This is a genomic window from Segatella copri, from assembly GCF_002224675.1.
GTDB lineage: Bacteria > Bacteroidota > Bacteroidia > Bacteroidales > Bacteroidaceae > Prevotella > Prevotella copri_U.
Genome location: NZ_NMPZ01000019.1, coordinates 24288 through 38699, shown reverse-complemented (window position 1 = coordinate 38699; position 14412 = coordinate 24288). Strand labels below are relative to the sequence as shown.

18 protein-coding genes and 1 pseudogene are annotated in these 14412 nt (G+C 44.2%); 11 read left to right on the top strand and 8 right to left on the bottom strand.

From position 1 onward, the window contains the following. The first annotated feature begins 46 nt into the window (after window positions 1–46). Together CFT61_RS11615 and CFT61_RS11610 are read left to right on the top strand one after the other, a co-directional pair. The gene (locus tag CFT61_RS11615) at window positions 47–1210 is read left to right on the top strand and encodes an AAA family ATPase (protein ID WP_089544590.1); all 1164 of its coding nucleotides are present in this window, start codon (window positions 47–49) and stop codon (window positions 1208–1210) included. Further along, window positions 1207–1890 carry a hypothetical protein gene (locus tag CFT61_RS11610; protein ID WP_089544589.1) on the top strand — a complete coding sequence of 228 codons (684 nt, stop codon included), beginning with the start codon at window positions 1207–1209 and terminating at the stop codon, window positions 1888–1890. The genes CFT61_RS11615 and CFT61_RS11610 overlap by 4 nt, the downstream gene beginning before the upstream one ends. Before the next feature lie 114 nt (window positions 1891–2004). On the opposite strand, the gene CFT61_RS11605 is transcribed toward CFT61_RS11610, so the two are convergent. Continuing rightward, the gene (locus CFT61_RS11605; protein WP_089544588.1) at window positions 2005–2439 is read right to left on the bottom strand and encodes an N-acetylmuramoyl-L-alanine amidase; all 435 of its coding nucleotides are present in this window, start codon (window positions 2437–2439) and stop codon (window positions 2005–2007) included. 104 nt (window positions 2440–2543) lie between these two features. Here CFT61_RS11605 and CFT61_RS11600 point away from each other — a divergent pair, with 104 nt between their 5' ends. Beyond that, window positions 2544–2918 carry a GxxExxY protein gene (locus CFT61_RS11600; RefSeq protein WP_089544587.1) on the top strand — a complete coding sequence of 125 codons (375 nt, stop codon included), beginning with the start codon at window positions 2544–2546 and terminating at the stop codon, window positions 2916–2918. Between the two features lie 15 nt (window positions 2919–2933). Here the strand turns inward: CFT61_RS11600 and CFT61_RS17015 are convergent, their stop codons facing one another. The 4 genes from CFT61_RS17015 to CFT61_RS11585 all read right to left on the bottom strand — a co-directional run bounded on the left by CFT61_RS17015 (window position 2934) and on the right by CFT61_RS11585 (window position 6873). Next, window positions 2934–3029: a smalltalk protein gene (locus CFT61_RS17015; protein ID WP_153098218.1), complete on the bottom strand. Its 96-nt coding sequence runs from the start codon at window positions 3027–3029 to the stop codon at window positions 2934–2936. A gap of 324 nt (window positions 3030–3353) precedes the next feature. After that, complete coding sequence (locus CFT61_RS11595) at window positions 3354–3908, bottom strand: DNA-binding protein (RefSeq protein ID WP_089544586.1); 555 nt, start codon at window positions 3906–3908, stop codon at window positions 3354–3356. A gap of 257 nt (window positions 3909–4165) precedes the next feature. Continuing rightward, window positions 4166–4375 (bottom strand): DUF4248 domain-containing protein, encoded by a 210-nt coding sequence (locus tag CFT61_RS11590; RefSeq protein WP_089544585.1) that lies wholly within the window; start codon window positions 4373–4375, stop codon window positions 4166–4168. A 221-nt stretch (window positions 4376–4596) separates the two neighbouring features. Beyond that, window positions 4597–6873, bottom strand: coding sequence for a VapE domain-containing protein (locus CFT61_RS11585; RefSeq protein WP_089544584.1), 2277 nt, complete (start codon window positions 6871–6873; stop codon window positions 4597–4599). Window positions 6874–7298: 425 nt separating this feature from the next. On the opposite strand from CFT61_RS11585, the gene CFT61_RS11580 reads away from it, so the two are divergent. The 8 genes and pseudogenes from CFT61_RS11580 to CFT61_RS11550 all read left to right on the top strand — a co-directional run bounded on the left by CFT61_RS11580 (window position 7299) and on the right by CFT61_RS11550 (window position 12629). Next, window positions 7299–7784, top strand: a complete 486-nt coding sequence (locus CFT61_RS11580) for a hypothetical protein (protein ID WP_089544583.1) — start codon at window positions 7299–7301, stop codon at window positions 7782–7784. A gap of 412 nt (window positions 7785–8196) precedes the next feature. After that, window positions 8197–8589: pseudogene (locus CFT61_RS11575) on the top strand (sugar phosphate nucleotidyltransferase); the annotation flags it as partial. A 464-nt stretch (window positions 8590–9053) separates the two neighbouring features. Beyond that, the gene (locus CFT61_RS17010; protein ID WP_176425591.1) at window positions 9054–9227 is read left to right on the top strand and encodes a hypothetical protein; all 174 of its coding nucleotides are present in this window, start codon (window positions 9054–9056) and stop codon (window positions 9225–9227) included. A gap of 534 nt (window positions 9228–9761) precedes the next feature. Beyond that, window positions 9762–9938 (top strand): hypothetical protein, encoded by a 177-nt coding sequence (locus CFT61_RS17005; protein ID WP_176425590.1) that lies wholly within the window; start codon window positions 9762–9764, stop codon window positions 9936–9938. 164 nt (window positions 9939–10102) lie between these two features. Next, window positions 10103–10348: a hypothetical protein gene (locus tag CFT61_RS11565; RefSeq protein ID WP_089544581.1), complete on the top strand. Its 246-nt coding sequence runs from the start codon at window positions 10103–10105 to the stop codon at window positions 10346–10348. A 356-nt stretch (window positions 10349–10704) separates the two neighbouring features. Then, on the top strand, window positions 10705–10857 hold the full coding sequence (locus CFT61_RS17000) for a hypothetical protein (RefSeq protein WP_176425589.1): 153 nt from the start codon (window positions 10705–10707) through the stop codon (window positions 10855–10857). 228 nt (window positions 10858–11085) lie between these two features. Next, entirely contained in the window at window positions 11086–12252 is a 1167-nt protein-coding gene (locus tag CFT61_RS11555; protein ID WP_089544579.1) for a hypothetical protein, read from the top strand. Between the two features lie 149 nt (window positions 12253–12401). Beyond that, a complete protein-coding gene (locus tag CFT61_RS11550) occupies window positions 12402–12629 on the top strand; it encodes a hypothetical protein (protein WP_089544578.1) in 228 nt (75 codons plus the stop codon). A gap of 221 nt (window positions 12630–12850) precedes the next feature. On the opposite strand, the gene CFT61_RS11545 is transcribed toward CFT61_RS11550, so the two are convergent. From CFT61_RS11545 to CFT61_RS16995, 3 genes are all read right to left on the bottom strand, one after another. Then, window positions 12851–13633 (bottom strand): HesA/MoeB/ThiF family protein, encoded by a 783-nt coding sequence (locus tag CFT61_RS11545; protein WP_217899091.1) that lies wholly within the window; start codon window positions 13631–13633, stop codon window positions 12851–12853. A gap of 177 nt (window positions 13634–13810) precedes the next feature. Then, on the bottom strand, window positions 13811–14233 hold the full coding sequence (locus CFT61_RS11540) for a biotin/lipoyl-containing protein (RefSeq protein WP_022252631.1): 423 nt from the start codon (window positions 14231–14233) through the stop codon (window positions 13811–13813). A gap of 10 nt (window positions 14234–14243) precedes the next feature. Continuing rightward, window positions 14244–14393, bottom strand: coding sequence for a hypothetical protein (locus CFT61_RS16995; RefSeq protein ID WP_176425588.1), 150 nt, complete (start codon window positions 14391–14393; stop codon window positions 14244–14246). Between the last annotated feature and the right edge of the window lie 19 nt (window positions 14394–14412).

Genomic DNA, 14412 nt, shown 5'->3' with positions numbered 1-14412 from the left:
GCAACCATAAAAATGTTTTTTTAGTGAATACAATCAGAAAAAGTATATGAAGGAATATATTACCATACACAATGTTGGACCGCTTCGCCATATTGAACAGTTGGAGATTCTTCCTCTTACAGTTCTTATAGGTGAGTCTGCCATCGGGAAAAGTACACTGATGAAGGTACTTGTCCTAATGCGCTATCTATATAAGCGAGCTAATATTCGATCTTTTTTAAAACATTCGAAAATAACAAACTCTCCTTTCAGAATACGCTTCGAGTCTTTGGTAAAGACTACTAATCTTGTGGCTTTCTTTCAGAGTAATTCATATATACGATATGAGGTGCATGCAGATTCTGGTAATGTGTATAGCATAGAGTATGGCAATTCCAAGATTAAGCGTACGCTCTTGCCTGAGATAAGTGAAGAAGATTTGACCTTTTGGAAAGAGTCTTTTGTCTCGGAGAATAGAAATGTCATCCCTTCATGGACGGCTAATGCCTTGACGAATAAGAATGCGTCTTTGGGATTTTATTTTCATGAGACTATGAATGACTTTGCCCAGGCGGTGAAGGATGACAAGGAATATGATCTCTCTTATTTGGGACTGAAACTTTCCGTGAAACATCCTAAGGGACGTCCTGTTAAATTAACTGTTATGCCTGTTAACGATGCCTATGCTCCAATAGAGCTTACCCAGGCTTCATCTGGTATCCAAACATCCACTCCTCTTTCCGTCATCGTGCAGCATTTTGCCAAGGATTATTCCTTTAAGGAGGCTTTCCGTCGGTCTGTGCTTGACTACCTTTATGACAACGAATTGTTGACTAAGTTTTCTCCGGTTATCGAGCTGGCTGACTTACCAAAGTATGTGCATATTCATTTAGAGGAGCCTGAACTTAGTCTTTTCCCAGATGCTCAGTGCCGCTTAATAGATGATTTGGTGAAGACAGTTAATGCAGCTTCTTCCAATGACCGTAAGATGGGAATTATAATGGCTACACATAGTCCTTATATCTTGAACTACTTGAACGTTTTGATTCGTCAAACGGCTGCGGATCGTGCGAGAGTTGAGCCTGAGGATTTGGCAGTATATAGAATATACGATGGAAATGCTCAAACTCTCATGGCAACGGATGAGGAAGGAAAAGCTCTGGTTGATACATACGACTTGACAGAGATGATGTCTGCCATATATAATGAGTTTAACGAGTTGAGCAGATGAGAGACGAATTGTTGATAGACCGATTGCTGCAAGTGCATTATCCTCAGGAGTATGACTTGGATACCCATGGGGTGGTTGTTGATATGACTATCCATAGGGGGCTTGTCGAATTGTCAGACTCCAAGGCTTGTGATGATTGTCAAGGACACCGTCCACGTCGTGCTCAATGTGACAGGGTTAATTTGAGACTGGATACATCTGCCAGTCCTGTAGCCATTGTGGATTTTGAGAAGTATGTCAATCAATTTGATAATACTGTAGCTGCGATGAGGGATAGGTGCGATTACTTATTGGTCGATGCAACGGACGAGCATAACAAAATTGCCTTTTGTGATTTGACTTGCTCCGAAGAGAAGTATGTCAATCCCAATGATGGCAAGTATCCTTTGGGCAAGAGAGCCAAGGCTTCTGCACAGATGAAGAAATCCTTGGAACGATTATTGTTAGACCCATTGATGGCTCATTACATATTGACTTTTCCAGAGAAAATCTGCCTGTTTGGTTGGAGAGATTATTATGCTCCTGACGTAACTCCTCTACGTGGAGATGCCGCTAGAAATATGTTGGCGTTTATGAGGACTCCCTCTGCGAATAGTGGAACTTTAGCCAAGGAGATTTCCATTATTGGGCACAATTTCAGATTTGTCCAAGTAAAATTTCCTTCTGAATATAAGTGGTGACGAATGATGTGAATAAACAAAGAAAAAATCCCAACCCATAAGCTTTTTAGGACTTACAAGCTGGGATGATTTTGAACACGAATCTCACGAATTTCTGGGGTCTGTTCGGGCTTTCTAGAGATGGAAGTCGATTTCCTTCAGCCATTCCTTGACATCGAAGCAAGGACAGCTCTTGCGGACCCAGGGGAGGTCGCGATGGCCTAGGATCTTGGCATCGGGATAGTCGAGGGAGAGACCGTAGAGGAGGTCTTCCAGAGAATCCTTCTGGGCTGGAGTGCGAGTGTCGGCAGGCTTGCCTTTCTCGTCGAGACCACCCTCGTAGCAGATTCCGATGCTGTGGGCGTTGTAGTGGCGGGCGTGAGCACCCACCTCGGTTTCTGGACGGCAGGGATAGACCATGCCATCCTTCGTAATGTAATAGTGGTAACCGATGGAGTGGAAACCACGTGCCTTGTGGCAGGCTTCCAAGGCTTCTACTGGGAAGTCCTGGTTTACACGTGTGGCACTGCAATGTACCACAATCAGATCGATTTTTCTTGGATTCTTCATTGCTTTCTTTGGATTATTAAGAATTAATGTTTAATTTTGCACACGGATCTCACAGATCTCACGGATTTTCCGTTTAAGATGGGTGTGAGTCTTTTTTATGGCTTATGTTATTATATGGCGATTTGACTTATAAGATTCGCGGTGCAATCTTTGAAGTTTACAACTATTGGGGACCAGGTCTTTTTGAGCAGATTTATGAGGAGTCTTTGGTTCATCAGCTTCGCAAGGAGGGCTTGAAGGTAGAACAGCAAGTTCCGCTTCCAGTCATCTATGACGGAGTAAAGCTTCCGTGTGATTATCGGTTGGATCTTCTTGTCGAAGACAAGGTGATTATTGAACTGAAATCTGTAGAAGAATTACATCCGGTACATTATAAGCAGTTGATGACGTATCTCAAAATCGCACATAAGAAAGTTGGCTTATTGGTAAACTTTAATGTTGATGACATGGCAAAAGGTATTCATCGCCTAGTGATGTAAAGATCCGTGAGCGACTTAGAGGTTGGCGCAGCTCTGCATGCAGAAAGAGCTGAGGACGGCGGTGAGGACAGTGATGACGAAATTGATGACGGATTTCCAGTTTACTTTCATGATGATTAATTTTGAATGTTAAATGTTGAATTTTTCCCACACGGATCTCACGGATCTCACGGATTTTCGACTCCTTCGGAGTTTTTACTGTGAGGCAAGGTGAGAACCGTTGCTTGCAACGAAAAAGAATCCGTGAGATCCGTGAGATCCGTGTGGGAAACCAAGAAGGAAGCGGGCAGGATGAGCAAGCATCCGTTCAGGGCGATGAATTGACAATGTTGAATGTTGAGTGATGAACTCATTCCTGATGTGCCCTCGGATTACTCCGGACTGCATCCTGCCGATGCGCTTTCTCTTGTTTCAGATGCCAGGAGGCTAGGCTTACTACAAGCTTACATTATCGTCTCCTGTGGTTCCGCTACCGCCCTGGTCGGTGTTGTCACCTCCTGTGGTTCCGCTACCGCCTTGGCTGGTGTTGTCTCCACCAGTGGTATCCTTCCCGGTATCCGGGTTGGTATCCGTGGTGGTGCCATCCCCTAACAGAGCAGAGGCCTTCTTCAGCGTAGCATCGAGGTTGATGGTCTTGGCGCTGAACTCACCGGTGCCACGAGCACGGAGACGGAAGCCGTCGATGTTCTTGGCGATGGTGAACTCCTTCTCCGAGGCAGCTCCCTCCTTGTTGCGGATGCCGATGGAGAAGATGGCGAGGTCGTCGATCTTCACAGCGATACCCTGCAAGGTGAGTTCCTTGATGCACGATACCATATCGGTAATCATGCCCTTGATGGCTCCCTTGGAGAAAGGAGTGTTGTGGCTAGCCATGTGTCCGGCCAGGCCGTCGGTACCTACCGTCTGCGTGATGACTGGATAGGCGTAGTACTTGCCGTATGCCTCTGGCATCTTGGCGTTCTGATTTAGTTTTAGTACGTAAAGCAACATAGTTTTTAAATGTTAAGTGTTTTTGTTTTTTCACACGGATCTCACGGATCTCACGGATTTTTACTCCTTCGGAGTTTTTCCATTGAGACCAAATGAGAATAATCGTTGCTTGCAACGAAAAAGAATCCGTGAGATCTGTGAGATCCGTGTGGGACTTCTCTTTCTGAATCACAATGCAAAGATACAACATTTCTCATTCCCAACTCACCGATGCTCAATGTTGCTCCACGATACTCACCGATTATCACTGATAAATATCAGGGCTCTCCCAAATGGAAGAAAATATAGGATACTTGCAGGGGATTGAACTCCTTGCTGTTCTTGGTGTATCCACTCTTCAGCAGCTGCTCATAGAGCTGGGTGCATCTTACTATCCATCTCATCAGATGAGATCTTGCCACGTCCGGGTCGGAATCCGGAAAATAGAGCAGGGCTAACTCCTGCTTGGTGTAACTTCGTAAATCCATTGACTTTATTATTAATGTTGAATTTTTCCCACACGGATCTCACGGATCTCACGGATTTTCGACTCCTTCGGAGTTTTTACTGTGAGGCAAGGTGAGAACCGTTGCTTGCAACGAAAAAGAATCCGTGAGATCCGTGAGATCCGTGTGCGACTTAAATACCATCCGTAACTATGATACTTAGCCATCGTAACCATGATACTTAGCTATCGTAACCAAGATACTTAATCCTCCATGGTATCGCTGGGATCGATGAAGGAATCGCTGTTGATTTCGCTACCTTCCTTCTCTATCACAGCCCAGCCGTTGCCGTTCTTCTTGTGAATCTTCTTGAATCCAAGACGCTTCATCACGTTACCGATATTCTGGTTGTTCAGGTTCTGGCGAAGGGCAGGGTTCACACCTATCCTCTCCAGTATCTCGGCACTGTAGCGGAACTTGATAAACTGTAGCGGCGTATCTGGCTCCGGTACCCGGTAGAAACGGAGTATCTGCTCCTCAGCATAGTTGGCTACCATGAAGAGGCGGTTGTGGCTGCGCATCAGTTCGATGTCATCCCTCGTCAACCAGTATGTCCACTCCAGGGGCTCGCCCTTAGGATGGCTCATCACCTCCTGACCCAGTGCTACTGCCTCGGCAAACACGTGGTCGTAGTCTATCGGGTGGTCTATCGGACTCTCGATGCTCTTTACCAGCCAAGGACAGTAGCGGCGATTCTCCTCGTCGGTGATGAACTGCTGGTTGTTGGTGGTGCCGCAGAGCGATCCGCGGTGGGGCATCTCCGAACGGTACTTGTCGTAAGGCCGGCGGATGGAGAATGTCACCTTGGTCATGTTGCTCTTGAAGGCGCTCAGGTTCTTGCCGAATACCATCTCAAACTCGTCGAGACAGAGCAGAGCCTTGCTGCTGAAAGCCTCCATGAAATCCTTGTCGGTATAGGCTCCCGTCGAGTCGTTGAGGAAGTACTGGCGCAACTGTGGGGGCAACTGCATCTGGAAGAACGTGGTCTTGAAGATGCCGCCCTTGCCCACGAAGATGAGTATCATCTGGTTCACCACCTTCGGTGTTACCCACGCCACTACCATCGCCACTAGCCACTTCTTGAAGAAATAGCGGAAGAGTTTCTGCGTATGCTCGTTGGCGGGCAGGTTTTCCACCTCGATGCGGTCGGCAAGCTGTTCGATGTAGTCGGGATCCTCTCCCTTCTTCCATTTCGGCAGACTGCGCAGGTAATCGACCAAGGGGTCGAAGGGCTCGCTGAAGTCGCTGTTGATGATGTTGTGCAAGGTCTTCTCCGAGAGATGCTGCCCCGACTCGTCCATCTCGCTCCAGATGGAGTTCTCGATGTTGTCGTCGATGCGGATCCAGTCTGGATACTTGCCGTCTAAAACGATGCGGCTCTCCACCTCGTAAAATCCCGTCAGCACGTTTCGGCGGAACAGATAGTGGGTGAGTAGCCACTGCTTGATGCGTCTTACTGATGGCTTGCCGCTGCGACCCTCGCCCTGGCGATAGAAATGCCAGATGCCAAACTTGTGCAGATGCTTGTAGCGAGACTTGACGACGGAAGCCGTATCCTGGTAACTGGAGCCAAACTCACGGTCGGCGTAGGACTGGGCTTCTTCCAGCGGGATGCCATAGTAGATGCAGATGTCGGCAAAGTGCCACACGTACTCGTTGTGATGCTCTGGTTCGAATCGGTAGCCCCACAAGTCGAGCAGTTCCTTGATGTGGGAAGCCGCCTCCTCGATGGTAGGCGCCCCCTGGTCGCTTGACTTCGCCTCCTCTTTCACCTTGATGGTTCGCTTGCCGCCCTTGGCGTTTCGCCTGGCAGAATACTTCGCCTGCAACGCCTTCTTCATATAGAGGGGCTTCAGGTCCTTCGGTCCCATGGCAAAAGGCTCGGCATCCCAACGGAAATAGGCATCCGGGTCGTAGGCAAGTCCGGCGCATCGGGTGATATCTATACACTGCTTGTCGGGAGCGATACCCAGGAGCTGGGTGTAGTAAGCCATCGCCTTCTGCAGCACGGCATCGAAGAGTTCCAGTACGCTGATGTCGTCATCATCCACAGGATGGTAGGCGCAGAACACTCTGAATCCCCTGCCGCTCACGGTGATATACTCTACCATCGTATGGTTGTCGCCTCTCACCAGTTGGATAAGATGCTCCATATCTTCCTTCTTCACATGGTCGAAGTCGAGCTGGAACATGTAGGTCGGTTTGAGGAAGTTGGCAAGTTGTCTGCCGTAGCCGTCCATAAGCGCCGAAACCGTGATGGCAGGCATCTCAGGCTTGTACTGGTCGGCAAACTGCTTGCTGATGGCGAGGCGCTTGCGGTAAGTTTCGGTCATCATTCGAAGCTCTGTGCCAGAGGTAATCATGCTCTTGAAATACAGCCAGTCGACGAGTCGATGGCTCTCCGAAGATTTGATGCAAGGGAAGTACGAGGGCATCGTAGCTGTCTCTTCCATGCAGTTGGTGTTTGATTCTTCTTCCATATTGATAAAATTATTAGTTGTTTATACTATTTTCTTGTTTGCAACGTTCTCTAACTAAGAGTGTGGGTGAACACTTGGCGATGAAGTCGGTGAAGGGTGAACCCCGATGCCAACCTTTAGCGTTAATAATGTGTTAAAAACACCCCGTAACCCATTGTAATAGAGACTCTTTATATTTCTAGCATGCGCTGTATATACAAAGTTCTTTTTACTAGGGTTCACCCCGGAGCCGAAAAGGTGAATGCTTGGGGCAAGTGTTCACCCCGCTGTTCACCAATCGGTAACTGTCGGCAAAGTTACGACAAAAGGGCGATATAGGAAATCGGAATTTACCACATTGTGGTAAAAATAAATAATTTAATTATTAATTTTATTTAAAAAGGAACGATGGAAAAAAGAATTTCCTGCTTTCTGCCGCTGAGAAGTTGAAGCTCGCGGCTGAGATTTCGTCGAAGACTGCTGAGCAGCGTTTCGACAAGTTTTCAAACCAGTTGGTGAAGTCTGCCAAGCACATTTATTCAGAGAAGGCGACTTATCATGAGTTGACCGAAGACATGCGTGCCTGGGTGTTGAAGAAGAGTGACATCAAGAAAGAGTTTCACCTGAACCGCACTTTCTTCACTCATTTGAACAAGGGCGATCATATGTTGCTCTCCGAGTTTGTTCGTTTCACCAATTGGATTTTCACCCATTATGATAGCGAGGAGGTTCGCCTGGAGGCATTGTTGGAAATTTGCACGGTGTTGTTCTGTCACACGAAGGAGAACGCCGATTACGGTTGGCATCCATTCTCCCGTCCTCTCAACCAGATTATTGAGGACAAGATAGAGAAGGAGGTGAAGAAGCGAGTAGAGAAGGAGTTAAGAATCCGCGCCTTGAAGAAGGCCCAGGACGAGATTGGAAAACAATAATTGATGTAGATTTTTGAACACGAATCTCTCGAATTTCACGAATTTTTGACTCCTTGCGGAGTTTTTTGTTTTCTCACACGGATCTCACTGATCTCACGGATTTTTACTCCTTCGGAGTTTTTCCATTGAGACCAAATGAGAATACCCGTTGCTTGCAACGAAAAAGAATCCGTGAGATTCGTGAGATCCGTGTGGGCCCTTCAATGATACCATACGAAACACACAATAGATAGTTAAGATTATTTTTAGAACTCGATAAGTACCGAGGCTAAAGGGAGACGGAGGGATTCGAAAATCTCCTTCTTTAACGGTAAGGAAGGTTTCTGTCCCCTGTAAGGGGAACCGAAAGGGTCGCAAAGACTATTGAAGGTAGGTTTTCGAATAATGTTATTGATCAATAAATAATAATTATATGAAAGGAATTGTATTAGCAGGAGGAAGCGGAACACGCTTGTACCCCATCACCAAAGGTATCAGCAAGCAGCTGATTCCTATCTTTGATAAACCGATGATTTATTATCCTATCTCGGTTTTGATGCTGGCAGGTATCCGTGAGCAGAATAGCAAAGCTACCGTCTTTGGTTATCGGGTAAGCGATCCCTGAGCGATATGGTGTGGCTGAATTTGATGAGCAGGGCAATTGCCTGAGCATCGAGGAGAAGCCTGAACATCCAAAGAGTAACTGTGCTGTGGTAGGCTTGTACTTCTATCCTAACAAGGTGGTGGAAGTAGCCAAGCATATATCGAAGTCTTGGAGAAGCGCCAGGGCTTGAAGGTGGCTTGCTTGGAAGGTATTGCTTATCAGCCATCAACAACATCCGTCATCGCAAGCCATTGCCGGTATATGGATATTCGTTATATCGTAGAAAGTATAAAGAGGCGATTTTGTAATCGCCTCATTTATTACTTTCTTTCTAGAAAGGGATGTTTTCTGCAACTCTGTTTCTTCTGTAAGAAGTGTGTTCTAAAATCATCCCGTCCTTCTTTACCATTAAAGAAGGCTCCACCTCTCATCTCGATCTTCTCCCCCTCAGGGAAGAAGAGGGAAACCGCCCTCCGGTGCTCGGAACCGCTTCGCTTTATGGTTGTCGGACCATCAAAGGTCTGCGCCATGTTTTGCGGGCTGGGACCGCCTGGGGAAAGCAGTTTATAGTTTACAGTTTTTTGTAGTAATTTGCTGATGAGTTGCAGATTTCTTTTGATTTTCTTGGTGGTTTCGAGAAAAAAACGTACTTTTGCGGCAGAAGTTAAACGTTTAAAATAGAGATTATGCCAACATTAACTATACAAGTGGAGGACAAAAGTGTTATGGCTGGAATAGAAGAAGCTATGGATGATATTCGCCATGGTAGAGTGACAGAATATAAGAGTGCTGATGACATGTTTGAAAAGTTAGGAATATCATATTATGCCAGATTGACTGTTGATATGGAAACAATATAATGATGAGCTGGTTTTAGTGATGACTAATACTGGTTCTCATAATGATGTTTTCTAAAAACAAGTGAAAATGGCATGGAAAGTGCCGCAATTCATTCAAGCGAAGTTTTCGAAAACCTACCTTCAATAGTCTTTTCGACCCCTTCGGTTCCCCTTCTAGGGGACAGAAACCTTCCTTACCGTTAAAGAAGGCTTTTTCGAAAACCTACCCGTCCTTCCTTACCGTTAAGGAAGGCTCCACCTCTCATCTCGGTCTTCTCCCCTCAGGGAAGAAGAGGGAAACCGCCCTACTCGGTGCTCGGAACCGCTACGCTATAAGGTTGGCGGACCAATCAAAGGTCTCGCCAGATTTTGCGGGCTGGGACCGCCTGGAAATAGCAGTTTATAGTTTACAGTTAATAGTTTATAGTTTACGGTTGATTTTGTAGTAATTTGCTGATAACTTGCAGATTTCTTGTGATTTTCTTGGTGGTTTCGAGAAAAAAAGCGTAACTTTGGCGGCAAGTTATATAAACTAAATAATAGGAGATATGAATTATGGCAATAGCTATTAAAACAATTCCTGTATTGACAGGTGATGTCGCAGAGCGCTTTATTGAGATTGCTGAGAGTAGTAGGAATACGGCCACAACAGTAATCCCTGAAGGTGCACAAGATGCAATCCGTCGTATGATGGAACGCTCAAAAAATGTAAAGATTAAACTTCCTCATTAATAGATTATGTAAAGACAACTTTTATTCCAAAGCCTTCTGCTAATAAGGTTCAACGAACTATACCAGGTCAAAAACATCTTCGTACTTATCCTGCCGTATTATTGGGAAGACTAGGGGTTAATAAGAAATATCAAGGACGAAATTTCTTAGTTGGGCAACAGGTAATGAACTTTATCAAAACTTGGTTTGTTCAGGAGGACAACAAGACTGGATGCAGATTCTTGGTTGTTGATGCGTATAATCAGTCAAAAGTTCTTAGCTTTTATGAGCGCAACAAGTTCAAGTATCTATATGCCACAGAGGAATTAGAAAGAGCAGAACAGCATTTTCCGGAAACATCTCCTGTTTATACCAGGCTCATGTTCTTGGATTTATTGCATACCCAGATTTTGGAATGTCCTATGGCTTAGATGATTGTTGATGGCATTTGTTTCATAATACGCTAGGTAGTGTGGTAGGATATGGAATAGGTATGCCACATCTCTCATCAATCCTTTCTCTTGCCCGAAGGGAGAAGATGTAACCGCCCTTCGGTGCTCAGAACCGCTACGCTCTAAGGTTGGCGGGGCATCAAAGCCCTCGCTATGTTTTGCGGGATGGGACCGCATGGGGAAAGCTGTTTACAGTTAATTGTTTATAGTTTACGGTTGATTTCGTGGTTATCTGCTGATAACTTGCAGATTTCTTGTGATTTTCTTGGTGGTTTCGAGAAAAAAGCGTAATTTTGACGGCAAGTTATAAAAACTAAATAATAGGAGATAAGATTATGATGTTAGGTATTAATGCACCAAAGCCATTGGTTAAAGGTGAATTTGCCAAGGCTGTTCGCAAAGCTGTTCACGATTCGATGGTTGCAAAGGAAAATTGGAAGGAGCCTGCAACAAAAGGTCCTTGGAAGATTAAATTTATTGTGCGCTAGTTATGAATAAAGATTCAGAACTGATCATAGAGGTGGCTGATGAATATGAAAGTTTGAAATCATTCGAAAGTGGTAATCAGTAGATGGATGATTTTGATGAGAAGAATCATTTTGCTAAGTTGACTCCTGTTCCACAATTTGATGTGTGGCCTATGTATAAGACGTTGTGGTATTGAAGTAATCTGATTCACCGATACGATCCATAAAATAAAGTATCATATTGAAAATATGAAGTTTGATAAATCTTATACGCCTCTAGTGAAAATGCAATTGAAAGATATTGATGAGTATCTTTTTGCCATCAGTCAGATACAGATGGCAACTACGGGATTTTTCTATGCTTGGGATTCTAATTTGTTTTTCAATGAGGCTTGTCAGTGTTTGAAAAATTCGATAAATCTTTTTCAGCAGGGATTTTTTGATTGTGCATTTTATCAGATGAGGCAATCATTAGAGACTTCTATAGGTACTCTCTATCTGACTTCTCACCCAGAGGAATTGAAAAGATGGAAGAGTTTGGAGAAAGGTTTTGAAAACGGACGAATGGTAAAATGGTTAGTTGACAATCAAGATACATTTGCCCAAATGAAGGTGTTGATGGCTCCTTTCTTTGATAGAATCAGAAGAGATCAACTTGTTATGAATAAATATGTTCATAAACAAGGTTATCAATCATTTTATTTAAAGCAGAGGAATGAAACAGAATTATCTGATTGGAAAAATATGATTCAAACTGATTATGAACGTATTTTATGTGATTGTATAGGGGCTGTTGCAGTATATAGATTATCGCTAGACGCTTTTCCTGTCGTATTAGCTGATGATGATTTAGTATTGCGTTCTCCGGATCTAATAACTCAACCTTTTTCACCTGACTTCATTTCAAAATATATTGGTTATGATGTAATAGAGGGATATAAACAGATACAAATCTATAAGGATACTGTTTCGTGGCTATTGTCTCAACCAAAGCAGAATGAATCTGTATATTGGCTTATCCATTATCAATGTGTTGATCGTAAAATGAAGCAAGAATATTTTGCCCAATGGAATATTCTGTCTTTATATGATCAAATAGCAGTAAAACTATTCTTATTGAATTCAAAACTTTCAAATGTTTATGTTGATGGAAATTTTCTTTATTGTTCAGAAGTAAAATCAAGGAATTCTGGTTTTACTGTTGGTTCTGCATTCTTTATTGAAAAATTTGAAAAGTCTAATTCTGATTTTAATTTGTCTTATAAGAAAGCGTACTTGTCAAGGGTAAAGTTTGGATTTAATTATACTTATTTAGAGCATAATGAACTTTTGGATGAGAGTGAGATGCAATCATTGAAGTATTATGGTTGTGAAATCAGTATGAAGTATAAAGAACTTTTTGAATTGAATAAGTAAAATAAATGCAAAGGTCCTTAGTCACACGAATTGATGTTCTTCGCTATGTACATCTCTTGAAAAGATAAAGATTGCTAAAAAATAGGGAGATAAGTTGTACTGTATTGGTTTTTATCGTATATTTGCAGGAATAATAAAAAACGTAAGCTATGACGGCAAAAGAAGATAGGGAAAAAGAAAAGACCCGTAGAGAAAACCTAAGCAAGTTTATATATCAACTTGCAAATACCTGCTTTACTGCAATGGTTGTTGTTGCTGCGGTAGGTTTGGTACTTGGTGTAGATGATGCTAAACCATATGCTTTTTTGCTTGGTGTGGGATTGTTTGCTACTGTTTTCTTAGCGCTGTTTGCTGATAACATATTAAAAAAGAAATGATTATGGAAGGAATGTACATTGTTTTAGGTGGGGTAGGTATCATTGCATGTTGCCTATACCTGTGGTCTGCTTTTACGAAAAGTGGGAGAAAATGGGTTGAAAATCTATAGGTAAATTTTAGGCAGTAACGGAATCCGAAAGGATGCGTTACTGCCTAAATTGTTTTTATCAAGTTGTGCGTGTTTACCCGATGCTTTCTTCTATCTCAAATCACACGCAGCCTACTCATAGTCGATGAGATGATCGATGGAAGGGTGGTCGCCGCAGATTTCGCAGGATGCACGCTTCTTTAGCTTGATGGTGCGGAAGTTCATCGTCTTGGCATCGAAGGTGAGCAATCGGTCGGTGAGCAGTTCGCCCACACCGAGGAAGTACTTCAACGCCTCGGCAGCCTGGATGGTTCCGAGCATACCAGCGATGGCACCCAGGACTCCTGCCTGGCTACTGGTAGGAACAGCGCCTGCTGGAGGTGGCTCCTTGAAGAAACAACGGTAACAAGCCGTGCCTGGAAGATGGGTGAAGGTCTGCCCCTGGAATCTCAGGATGCCGCCATGCGAGAATGCCTTGCCCAGTCGCACACAGGCGTCATTGATGAGGAACTTCGCCGGGAAGTTGTCGGTGCAATCAATGACGAAATCCCATGGCTTGATGATTTCCTCGGCATTGTCTGAGGCGAGGAAGGTATGGTAGGTTGTTACCTCCACATCAGGATTGATGGCAATCATCTTCTCCTTGGCGCTTTCCACCTTAGGGGTGTTCAAGTCCTTGGTCTGGTGGATGACCTGTCGTTGCAGGTTGCTGAGGTCAACCACATCGGCATCCACGATACCGATATGTCCCACGCCAGCCGCAGCGAGGTAGAGGGCAACTGGAGAACCCAAGCCTCCGGCACCAATGATGAGCACCTTGGCATTGAGGAGCTTTTCCTGTCCCTCGAGGCCTACATCCTGAAGGAGGATGTGGCGGCTGTATCTTTTTATCTGTTCTTCTGTTAAATCTATCATTTTATTGTACTTTATGTCTTTTTTCTTTGGAAAAAAATACTTTGTATAGCAGTTTATGCTCATACAGCAGTATAGAAAAAGGTCGCAAACTATCGTAGCTTGCGACCTTTGATATTCTTTATAAATTCCCGAATCATAAATTCCCGAATCAGGAAGTATAATTCTCGAATTCTCAAATTACTCGATAACCACGAGAGCATCCTCTTCGAGTACAGCCTGACCAGGCTTTACGCAGATAGCTGTAACCTTGCCATCCTTCTCAGCCTCGATGTTGTTCTGCATCTTCATAGCCTCGAGAACGACAACTGTATCGCCAGCCTTAACTTCCTGACCAACAGCTACCTCGATGCTGGTGATAGTACCAGGGAGAGGAGCCTTTACAGCGTTGGCTGTATTTACGTTGGCAGCTGGAGTAGCCTCAGCATCATCAGATGCAGCAGGCTGACCGAGCACTACCTTCTTCTTCTCTGGTTCAGCTTCCTGTTCCATCTCAACCTTGTAAGCTTCGCCATTTACGTTCACGCTTGCGATGTTACCCTCAACAGCGTCAATCTGAACCTTGTATTCTTTTCCGTCAATTGTATATTTAAACTCTTTCATTTCTTTATCTTTATGGTTTGGCTGTTAAACTCAAGAACTTGGCGTTCCACATCGTCTGACGTGGCTTGATCGTAATGATGCCAGGCTCCTTGTCGTGTACGTTATTGCCCTGGTACTCATAGAGTGCCATGGCAATCGCAGCATAAATATTCTTATCCATTTATTCTAATGTTTAATTA